8 protein-coding genes are annotated in these 10368 nt (G+C 61.4%); 1 reads left to right on the forward strand and 7 read right to left on the reverse strand.

What is annotated here, in order from left to right; genetic code table 11:
* Positions 1 to 106: 106 nt before the first annotated feature.
* The 3 genes from GV027_RS18710 to GV027_RS18720 form a co-directional block, all read right to left on the reverse strand.
* Positions 107 to 382: a hypothetical protein gene (locus GV027_RS18710; RefSeq protein WP_159513165.1), complete on the reverse strand. Its 276-nt coding sequence runs from the start codon at positions 380 to 382 to the stop codon at positions 107 to 109.
* 39 nt (positions 383 to 421) lie between these two features.
* Positions 422 to 1336, reverse strand: a complete 915-nt coding sequence (locus GV027_RS18715; protein ID WP_159513166.1) for an ArdC family protein — start codon at positions 1334 to 1336, stop codon at positions 422 to 424.
* Between the two features lie 94 nt (positions 1337 to 1430).
* On the reverse strand, positions 1431 to 3710 hold the full coding sequence (locus GV027_RS18720; RefSeq protein ID WP_159513167.1) for a ParB/RepB/Spo0J family partition protein: 2280 nt from the start codon (positions 3708 to 3710) through the stop codon (positions 1431 to 1433).
* 288 nt (positions 3711 to 3998) lie between these two features.
* Here GV027_RS18720 and GV027_RS18725 point away from each other — a divergent pair, with 288 nt between their 5' ends.
* A complete protein-coding gene (locus GV027_RS18725; protein WP_029625484.1) occupies positions 3999 to 5027 on the forward strand; it encodes an IS110 family transposase in 1029 nt (342 codons plus the stop codon).
* 280 nt (positions 5028 to 5307) lie between these two features.
* Here the strand turns inward: GV027_RS18725 and GV027_RS18730 are convergent, their stop codons facing one another.
* From GV027_RS18730 to GV027_RS21560, 4 genes are all read right to left on the reverse strand, one after another.
* Positions 5308 to 8286 (reverse strand): Tn3 family transposase, encoded by a 2979-nt coding sequence (locus GV027_RS18730; protein WP_159513168.1) that lies wholly within the window; start codon positions 8284 to 8286, stop codon positions 5308 to 5310.
* A gap of 4 nt (positions 8287 to 8290) precedes the next feature.
* On the reverse strand, positions 8291 to 8875 hold the full coding sequence (locus tag GV027_RS18735) for a recombinase family protein (protein WP_020997492.1): 585 nt from the start codon (positions 8873 to 8875) through the stop codon (positions 8291 to 8293).
* Between the two features lie 356 nt (positions 8876 to 9231).
* Positions 9232 to 9723 carry a MucR family transcriptional regulator gene (locus tag GV027_RS18740; RefSeq protein ID WP_159513169.1) on the reverse strand — a complete coding sequence of 164 codons (492 nt, stop codon included), beginning with the start codon at positions 9721 to 9723 and terminating at the stop codon, positions 9232 to 9234.
* Positions 9724 to 9936: 213 nt separating this feature from the next.
* Positions 9937 to 10368, reverse strand: a 432-nt coding sequence (locus GV027_RS21560; RefSeq protein ID WP_236559380.1) for a Crp/Fnr family transcriptional regulator, incomplete at its 5' end; no start/stop codon positions are given.

Consider the following 10368-nt stretch of genomic DNA (forward strand, 5'->3'; position numbering starts at 1 on the left):
ATGCTATTGTCCCCTGTCCGTTTCCGGATTTCAGGTCTTTCGAACCCAAGGTTAGCTTGGCGGGCAGAGGTTTCCTCAACTTACCTCATCATTACTGATACTCCTTTCAGCGCCACAACGGCGCACTTTCCTTGTACCCGAAGACGTATCCGTCACGCGCTTTCGGGTTCCACCGCACCAGGCAGACCAGCGCGATGACATATTGCGGCTCGCCGTCCCGGGTGATCTCAGCCGCGGCATACCAGACGCGGTTTCCGACGAACGCGCTGTCGATAACGCGCATGCCGCGCGTGCCGCCACCATCCAGTGTTCGGCCGTAGGTGAATTGGTCGTCCAGATACGCCTTGGGGTTTGCATGGCCGGCCATGCCGGCGCTGGTCATCGAGGTCCAACCCATGTTGTGGTCTCCGGTTGAAGGGGGTCATGCGGCAAGCCGCGCCTGAGAGGGATCGGCTGCAGCGGTCGAAAATGCCCGCAGGTACGAGAAAGCCTGTTCGGCCTTGCTCGCGGCAAGGAAGATCGCGGTCTTGTCCGCCTTCAGCACCTTCAGCCAGCTGGCGAGGTAGCTGGCGTGGTTGTTGTGCATCTCGGTCGGCAGACCAAGATCGCCACAGATCATCGCGGCGCCAAGCTCGGCGACCAGCTCCTCCATGGCGTAAGCCTTGTCGCCGAACTTCTTGCCGAAGGTGCGGTCGAGCCGGGTGCGGTGACCGGTCCAATGGCAGCTTTCGTGCGCTAAAATGGAGGCGTAGCCATCTGCCGACTTGAAGCTGCCGGGGCGCGGCATCTGGATATAGTCGAAGCTGATGTCGAAGAAGGCGGCACTGCCGCCATGGCGAACCTTGGACGGGATCGCGGCGAAGAACGCATCGATCCGTTCCTGCCGATCGGACAGTAGCCGCGGTGTCGGCGCGATGGCTTGCGGATAGTAATAGTCCGGCAGGCCTTTGATTTCGTCGGCGTTGAACACCTCGTAGGAGCGCAGGAAGCGGATCATCCGGTCAGCGGCCATTCCCATCAGGTTGGGCACGCCGGCCTTGCGGAAGGTGTTGGCATAGACCGAGTAGGACGGTCGGGCGTCCGGACGGACCTCACCGCCGAGTTCACGTGCCTGACGCGAGGTCATCCAGTAGCGGCTGCGAAAGCCATGGGTATCGCCGATCGCCCACAGCCACAGGGCGTTGATGCCGGTGTACTCGATCCCTTCATGGCGGAGCGGGCGTCCGCCCTCGCCGATCAGCGACCAGGGTCGCTGCCACGGCGTGGTGCCGGCTTCTAGTCGGGCGATGATGGTAGCGGTGATGTCGGCCGCGATATCGCGGGTTGCAGCGGGCATGGCGCTGTCCTTTTGGGCGGTATGAAAAGACACTGCCGGCGCCGCGTGGTCGCGGGCCGGCAGTGAGGTTGCTCAGAGGGGAAGCGGGGCCGCCCTATTCGGCCGCGACCATCTCGGGTTCGACCGCGTCGTCGTTGTCATGCTGCGCCTCGGCCCCGACATCGCTGCCGTCCTGCTGGTCGCCATCTTCGCCAGCGTCCGGAGCGTCCGGAGCGTCGCCGATCAGCGAGGCGAGATCGTCACCACCGGCGTCGCCGTCATCCGTCTCGGCATCGGTTTCATTGCCGTCGATCAGGTCGGCAAGGTCACCCTGTGCGTCATCGCCCTCATCGGCCTCGGCCGCGATCGGCTTGTCGGAGAAGCACATCGCACCGGGCAGCCACTTCAGCGCCACCTCCGTGATCGCCGGCTCGACGATAGCGTCACCGCCGAACAGCTTCTCGCACGTCTCCGAGATGACCGGCTTCTTCTCAGTGGCATGCCGGCTCGACAGCGCCGGTCCGCCAACCTCATGGAGCAGCGAGATCAACGACCCCTTGGAGACGCGGTCGAAGAAGTTCTCCGACGTCGGGCGCCACCAGCTGGCAACGTCGATGTCGAGGATGGTGGCGAGGCGGCCGTGCATCGGGTTTAGCTCGTTGGTGCCGTAGGAGATCTTGGCGTCCAGCGAGGTAGCGACGATGTAGGCCAGCCATGCCGTCTTGACCTCGTCGCCAAGCGCCCGGAAGGCCTCGAACCGCACGACCTGATGGTCGGACGCGCGCCACGAGGCATCCAGCCCCTCATGCACCTCGTTGAGGTAATCGCGGGCACGCGACTTCGGCATGTTGGTGATCGAGATCGGGTCCTGCGGCAGATCGGCGCGGATCGTCGTTCCGTCGTTCGCCGCGGTGCCGCAGCGTTCGTCGACCATGGCGAACAACATGTAGTCGAGCGCCAGGCCCGGATTGGCGATCAGCGCCGCCCCCAGCACGTCCCGGCGCTGCATCGCCAACTGGTCGGCCAGGACCTGACTGAGCGCCTTGCCACCGGGCGCCGCTCTCTCTGGATCGACGACCGCATCGGTGCTGCCCTTGGTCGGCGCCGGGGTGCCCTCCTCGATGCGGAAGGTGGGCGCCTGGATGACGTCATTGGCATCGCCCTGGCCTTCGCCATCGCCGTCACCTTGTCCGCCTTCGACATCGCCCTCGACCGCATCGGGCTCGACCACCGTCACCGTGATCGGCGTCGCGCTGTAGTAGCTCTCGGTCAGGACCATCGTGCCGTTCTGGGCCAGCGTCAGGAACGCCCCGACCTTTGAGGCCAGTTCGGGCGGCATGAACACCGGCCGGTTGTCCAGCGCCTCGAGTTCGACCGCCAGGGCGTCGTTCTCGGTTTCCATCGCGGTGAAGGCGTCGTCGGCAAGTTCCTCGTTCTGCATCTCGTCATGCAGTACGGCCATGCGCTGCTCGATCTGCTCGGCGCGCTCGGCTTCTTCCAGCGTCATCGGCTGCTCGGGCAGATTGATCTTGTAGAGGCCGCGCGTTGCGTCCCAGATGCTGTGCGTCGCGATCGGCGTGATCCAGGCAAGGCCACGTTCCTCACCGATCCGGGTGGCCTCGGCTTCCATGATCGCAGCCGCGAGAGTGCGGGCGATCTCGGGATTCCGCCACTTCTCGCGGGCATCGCTGAACAGGTCGCGATCGATGACGCCACCAGCGGCCTCGTAAGCCTCGGCGCCGACCAGGAGCGCGATCGGATCGTCGGCGCGCATCATGTCGTTGGCGATGATGCGGCGGATCGAGTCCGCGGTATAGTTGCTGTACGAGCCATAAGTCGTCCAGGCGCTCAGCTGCGCTTCATGGCTGGCGGTCGACGCATAGGCTTTGGCCATGTCGAGGGTGATCTTGTTCTCGGCGAGTGCGGTGAAGATCGGCTCGGCGAGGTCGGCGAGGCGCAGGCGACCGTCGATGAAGCGGCGGGTCACCCCGAAACGCTTGGCGACCGCGTCGATGTCGGTGCTGCCAGCGAGGAAGTGCTGGAAGGCGCGGCATTCCTCGGTCGGGCTGAGCTTCAGGTGGTGGAAGCTGACCGCCAGCGAGGTTTCGGTCAGTTCGGCGTTGTCGCCCTTCAGGACGCGCACCGGCACGTCATACTGCTCGGGATCGATCAAACCACGCTCGACCAGCATGTTGAGCGCCCGCAAGCGCCGGCCGCCATCGAACACCTCGAACATGCCACGCGAGCGGGCAACCGGGGTCACGAGCAGGTTCTGCAGGACACCGCGCGCCTCAAGGTCGGCTGCGAACGGCTCGATCAGCAAGGCCGCGTCGGGGGCGGTGCGGACGTTGCTGGCGGAGAGGCGCAGTTTCGCGAGCTTGACGGACTGGATCATGGGAAATCACCCTTCTTATCTGAGCATCCGACCAATTTTCGGACACCCATCCCCTTCCCCCTTCTCTCCTTGTCATTTCAGGGGTCCCGGAATTGTCCGGATGTTCTGTCGCTCCAGTATTGTCGGCGAAGCAAAGCGGGGGCGGTACATAGAACATGGGGTAATCGCGGATCGTACTGAACCCTTTTACGACTTGGACGGGCGATATCGGTGCCATCAAAGTTCGGCGCTAAGATGAAGCGCTGGTTGGGGAAGTAGCCCTGATCCTGCCTATGACGGAGGACGACCATGAGCGCGTATGTCGGTTTGGACGTTTCGTTGAAAGAGACAGCGGTATCGGTGCGACGGGGCGGCAAACGCATCTGGCGTGGAAAATGTGCGTCAGATCCGAAGGTTTTAGCTGATTTGATCCGCGCACGCGCGCCGGACGCCGAGCGGGTCGTATTCGAAACCGGTCAATTGTCGACGTGGTTCTACCATGCGCTCAAGGCCGATGGTGTTCCTGCCATCTGCATTGATGCGCGGCACGCGAAAGCTGCGCTGGATATGGCCGCGAACAAGACAGACGCGAACGACGCGGATGGTCTGGCGCATATTGCAGAAGTCGGCTTCTACCGGGAAGTTCGGGTAAAGGGGTTCGAGAGCATGCTGATGCGTACGCTGGTCGCGGCGCGAGATCAGATTCTCAAAGTGATCGTCCAGATGTCGAATCAAATTCGCGGACTGATGAAGACCTTTGGCCTAGTCGTGCCGAAAAGTGCTGGTGGTGCTTTTGAGGGCCATGTCCGTCGATTACTGGCGGATAATACCCAGCTTGAACGGATCGTCTTGCCGATGCTCGATGCCTGGCGAGGGTTGCGTATGCAGGCTGCTAAACTTGATGGGCAACTTCGTGCCGCCTCGCGGTTGGATCAACGATGCGCTCTACTCATGTCCATTCCTGGCATCGGTCCGGTCACGGCGTCTTCGTTCGTCGCAGCCGTGGAAGAACCTGGCAATTTCAAATCATCTCGTGCGGTAGGCGCTTGGCTTGGTTTGACGACTAGGCGCTACCAGTCCGGCGAAGTCGATTACGGCGGCCACATATCCCGTCGGGGAGATCCGCGCCTCCGCGGCCTGCTTTACGAGGCCGCTGTCGTGATCCTGACGCGTTCGACGGGCGAAAGCACTTTGAAACAGTGGGGTGTCGGATTGAGGGAACGTCTCGGCTTCAAGAGAGCAGCCGTGGCGGTCGCTCGCAAACTTGCCGTCATCATGCACCGTATGCTGCATACCGGAGAGCTTTTCGACCGGACCGCTGGCGCTGCCGTCAGCTGACAACAGCTTGACCGAAATGCCAACCTGAGGATGCCCCTGCCGGGGCGTAGGCCGGATCATTCCGCTATGTCCGTTGCGAGAGGCGACACTGCCTGAATGCGCATAGAACATTGGAAGATCCGCTTTTACGAAAACCCATCCTGCGGCGCCAAATGGCGACCGCGTAGACGACCATGTACCGGCAGAAGCAGTCATCAGATGATGTTTTTAACAGGTAGGAAATGCGCCCGATGAAATCTCCTTGACCCCACCGCGATTAGACGACGGACCCAGATATACGCTAAGGTTTCGCCGGGCCTTCGACGGCGTGCATCTGGCGAAGCGGCCTGAGGGCCGGCGATGGCGCATCGGGGTCGGTCCAAAGATAATCGCCGGTGAGGTTGATGTGCTGCCATCCGAGCGGCGAAAGGTGTTGCAGCAGGTCCGGCGGGATCGACCGGCCTAGACTGGCAAGATGCATGCGGGCGGCTTGCATGTAGGTCGTATTCCAGAGGACGATAGCACCGGCGACGAGGTTGAGTGCGCTCGCTCGATGGGTCTGGGCTTGCAATGCGTGATCGCGGATACGGCCGATCCGGTGGAAAAAGATGGCGCGTTTCAGCGCATTTTCGGCCTCACCCTTGTTGAGTTCGCGGGTCGCGCGACGCCGCTGTTCGGGTTGTTCGATCCAATCGAGCGTGAACAGGGTGCGCTCGACGCGGCCGATCTCGCGCAGTGCCAAGGCCAGGCCATTGGCGCGGGGATAGGAGCCAAGCCGTTCCAGCATGATTGACGCACTCACGACGCCGGTGCGGATCGAGGTGCCCAAGCGCAGCACGTCGTCCCAATGGGCAGCGATCAGGCCCTCATCGACCTTGCCCGCGAGGAGCGGCGCAATATCGGGGCCGGGTTCGATGCCGTCAAACAGGTAAAGCCGGCGCGCGGAGATATTCGGTATGCGCGGCGCAAACCGGAATCCGAGTAGATGGCATAGCGCAAATACATGGTCGGAAATGCCCCCACCATCGACGTGATGCTCCTCGATGTGCAGATCAGCACCGTGATGGAGCAGCCCGTCCAGCACCTGCGCCGCCTCGCTCGCGGATGCGGAGATGACGGTGGAATGAAACGGCGCGTAGCGATCCGAGACATGGCTGTAGAAGGAGACGGCAGGCTCCGCGCCCTTGTGCGGATTGACCGCACCGGTCGCCTGGGCACGGCGATCGAGCGGGAAGTTCTGACCATCCGAACTGGACGATGTCCCGGCCCCAAACAGGGCGGCGAGTGGCGCGGTGTGCTGGGCATCGACCAACCTGGCGAGAGCCCGACCGTAGGTTTCCTCGCGTAAATGCCACGAGGCGAGCCAGCTGAGTTGGCGTTGGGTCACGAGATTGCAGGCTTCAGCCATGCGCGTATGACCAAGATTGGTTGCATCGGCGAGCACCGCCGTGAGGATAGCGCGGAGTTCATCGGCAACCCGACCGCTTTGCAGATGCGTAAAGCACTGGCTGAATCCGGTCCATCGATCGACTTCAGCAAGGAGATCGGTGATGCGGATCGCGGGAAGATGGGCGTAAAGCGGCGCAAGGGCGCTATCCGCTTCAGCCGGCGTGACCGCCTTCAACGGCGAAATCCGCAGCTTGCCGAGGCTGAGTTGTACATCTTCCAGCGTATCCGTCTCCGCTTTTCGCTCGACCTCTGCCAATCTACGGGCGAGCCGGGTACGCCGTTCGGCTAGCCAGGCATCGGCCGTATCAGGTGCCGGAATCGGCAAAGGGCCGGCTGCCCGCATGGTGGCGAATACCGGGCCAGGAATAAGCTGTTGCTCGACGGCACGATAGCGTCTGCTTCCCTCGACCCACATGTCGCCGGCACGAAGCCTGTCCCGAAGCTCGACCAGGACGCAAAATTCATAAACTCTGCGATCGGGAATGCCGGGGCCGATCGCGCGACGCCAGGCCTGCCGAATGAAGGCAACCGGCGTATCCGGCGGCAGTTTTTTCAGGCGACCGAGATGAAGGTCGCGCATGATAGCGACTGCTCGCGCGAGCGTATGGCAGGCCGGGACCGCTCCGAACGTGAACGAGGCGATGAACAAGGGACCGACCTGTCGGAGGACGGGGTAGTTGGTAGCGGCGATCGTAACGGGATCGACGGCATCGGGGCGGATCAGCTTGCGGGCTTCATCGACTTCACGGCCGAGATCGTCCCATCCAACTACGGCCTCGACCGCGGCGCCGATGTCGCCGCCCGACACTTTGGCAGTGAGCAGGGCATCGCCGAGCCGGGCGAGTAGCCGGATTTTACCATTGATGGTGCGCCGGTCGCGCTTGAGCGCTGTGTCTGCACCGTTCTGCTCGCGCCGAAACATCTGACCCAGCAGGCGGTCGAACATCAGCACCGCATCGTCGGTAAGCGTGACGATGGTTTCGAGTACGGTTGCCGCCAGCGTCGCACGGCGCCGCGTTGCTTGCAGCGTCCGGACATGTTGCGCCGTCAGCCGAGCCCCTTCCTGACAGAGGCGTCGCAGGCGTTCGGGATGTATGCCTGCCGCGATATCGGGATCGATCCCGATATCGCGCAGCAGAGCTAGCCGCCGGATGATGACGGCGAACGTCTTGCGACCGGGCTTGCCGGGCGGCTGCCGCACCCATCCGAGGCCGCTGAGGTTCGTGCCGGCGTGAGGCAGAAGAAGGGCGTCAAGCAGACGGCGTTGCCCAGTCTCCAGCCCTCGGGTCAGATGCTCGGCGACGTGGCGCTCGGCGTCGAGCAACGCCTGCGCAACCATCCGTTCGACCGAACTGATGCCAGGTACGATGATGCGCCGTCGTCGGCACTCGCCTAGTAGCGACCGTGCCAGCCCAGCCCCGCTGGTCGTCGTCAGCCCAATCGGCAGCAGCCATTCCTGCAACGCCGCTCGCAATGGCCGGCTGAACTGTGTGAACCCAAAGCCCTCGCGCAGCGCATCGAGCTGTTCGTACCGGGTCGGGCCGCGCGTCGCATAATCGGCCAGCACCTCGGGCGCGATCTGCAATTGCTCGGCGACGAACGCGAGCGGCGTATCGGGGATCAATTCGCCCGGGCGCAGCAAACGGCCGGGATAGCGCAGCGCGCATAGCTGGATCGCGAAACCCAGACGATTATGCGGTCGCCTGCGGCGCACGATGATAGCCAGGTCATCCTCACTCAACGTCCAGTGCTGAACGAGCGTGGTTTCATCATCGGGAAGTGCGAGCAACGCCATGCGTTGCTCGTCCGACAGCACGGCGCGACGAGGCATCGGGTTAGGCTCTAGCGGGCGGCGCCCAACCGATCCGGGCAAGAGTGCCAATCAAGGTCGAACGCGGCACCTTGAAGGTGCGACAAACGGATGCCTTGCTTGCTCCGCCATCAAGCGCGGCAGTAATCCGTTCAAGGGTCTCAGTGTCGATCATGGGAGGCCGTCCACCCTGGCGCCCTCGACGCTTTGCAGCCGCCAGTCCCGCCATCACCCGCTCGCGCGTCAGCGCGCGCTCATATTGCGCCAGCGCGCCGAACAGCGAAAATAGCAGTTCGCCGTGCGGCGTGTTCGTATCCATCTGCTCAGTCAGCGAACGGAACGCGATGCCACGCGCCTTTAGGTCAGTGACGATCGCCAGCAAATGCGGCAACGATCGCCCAAGCCGATCGAGTTTCCACACGATCAGCGTATCACCCGCACTCAAATAATCGAGGCAGTCCTTCAGGCCCGGTCGATCGTCGCGTGCTCCCGATGCCTTATCAGTATGCAAATTACGCGGATCGACACCCGCCGCGACCAGAGCGTCGCGCTGAAGATCGACAGTTTGGCGATCATCGGCCGATGACACTCGCATATATCCGACCAGCATGTACGACAAACCCTCAAAACCACTTTGTCGTACACTACGTCAAAGCGACAGGGTTTGTCGACTATTCAGGCGCAGGATTGCCGACCAAAGCCGAGGGATCACCCAAGGGTGTCCGAAAACATGTGTTTTCCGACAGGGGGCAGCTGCAGCAATCGCTCAAAGGCGCTTGGGCCGATACCGCTCATACACCAACGTTCGCGTAGATAACTCGAACTCTCGAATGGATAGGATGCTGCTAAATATTGCAAAGCCATGCTCTAATCTAACGATGGGGAGGCTAAACGGGAATCATACGTTGAATGCCTTGGCTGTAATGCGCGACAAAAGCTGGCCCCTATGAGGAGGCCAGCTTAAACTCACTCGGAGGGCACCGCTTTTGGCTTTTTCGATTTTGCCGCAGCCTTCGGTGACGTGCCATCGCCCTTGCGGACGCTTCCCAGGCCAATCCTGTGGGCCATCGCACGGCGAGCTTCCGAATAGGTTGGGGCAACCATAGGATAATCGTCTTTTAGGTTATACCGCACGCGATATTCCTCTGGCGTCATGCCGTGCTTTGAAAGGTGGCGACGTAGAGTTTTGTACGACTTTCCATCAACCATGCTGACGATGAAGTCGGGGTTCGCCAAAGATTTTCGCGTCGAAACTGCGGGTGAGTAATCCTGCGCGCCAGCAGCGGGAGCGTCTGTCCCCTCAGCGCCGCTCATCAGAGACTGAACGCTCGAATGCATCCGGGCGAGAAACGCTGGAACCTCATCGGCGGATGTTCGGGTATTAGAATTAGACAGCCACGCAATCGTCAACTCGGTGGCAAGCTCGACAGCGTTGAGCTGGATATTCTCATCAATCATTCTATGATCCACTAAAGTTTTGCAATTTAGGTAGATTATCTACGATGACAACCTAATCGTAATTTTGCAATGGGCCTTTCCATTCTTTTGGTATAGATTAATGCCCGTTTCCGGAACCGACTATCACCCTAGCGAATATGACAAAGTACGACGAGTATTTGATACTTTAATATCACGCTATATTAGCATTGTGCAATCAACTGACTTGGTATCTTATCCATAATTTGGCTTCACGTGGAGATAGCTGGGATTAAAGCCGGCTACCGCATGTAATTCCGCGAGGTTGCGCAACGTCAGGGTACGCTTGTGAAATTCCATCAACCCTTCATTACGAAGCCTTTTGAGCATCCGGTTGACATGGATCGATGTGAGGCCAAGCGCATTGCCGAGTTGTTCCTGCGTGAGCGGCACAGCGCAGGTCGAGCCACTCACGAGGCCAAGACATGAGAGGCGGGTATGCAACTCGCACATCAGGTGTGCGATGCGCTGATACGCCTTCCGGTGAGCGATATTGACTATGACGTGACCCCCGCCTTTCATCCAGCTGCGACCAGAGACCGACCGTTGTTGTCGCGCAGGAGCGCGGGTGAAGCAACGGTCAGGTTTAAACCCGACCGTTGCTTTTCGAGTTCTGCGGCGAAGGCG

The organism is Sphingomonas sp. T1 (assembly GCF_902506585.1).
Taxonomy (GTDB): Bacteria; Pseudomonadota; Alphaproteobacteria; order Sphingomonadales; family Sphingomonadaceae; genus Sphingomonas; species Sphingomonas aerolata.

Excerpts from the sequence above, each read along its gene's own strand:
- GV027_RS18710 (WP_159513165.1), bottom strand. The coding sequence starts at position 382 with ATGACCAGCGCCGGCATGGCCGGCCATGCAAACCCCAAGGCGTATCTG.
- GV027_RS18730 (WP_159513168.1), bottom strand. The coding sequence starts at position 8,286 with ATGCCTCGTCGCGCCGTGCTGTCGGACGAGCAACGCATGGCGTTGCTC.
- GV027_RS18740 (WP_159513169.1), bottom strand. The coding sequence starts at position 9,723 with ATGATTGATGAGAATATCCAGCTCAACGCTGTCGAGCTTGCCACCGAG.
- GV027_RS18720 (WP_159513167.1), bottom strand. The coding sequence starts at position 3,710 with ATGATCCAGTCCGTCAAGCTCGCGAAACTGCGCCTCTCCGCCAGCAAC.
- GV027_RS18715 (WP_159513166.1), bottom strand. The coding sequence starts at position 1,336 with ATGCCCGCTGCAACCCGCGATATCGCGGCCGACATCACCGCTACCATC.
- GV027_RS18735 (WP_020997492.1), bottom strand. The coding sequence starts at position 8,875 with ATGCTGGTCGGATATATGCGAGTGTCATCGGCCGATGATCGCCAAACT.
- GV027_RS18725 (WP_029625484.1), top strand. The coding sequence starts at position 3,999 with ATGAGCGCGTATGTCGGTTTGGACGTTTCGTTGAAAGAGACAGCGGTA.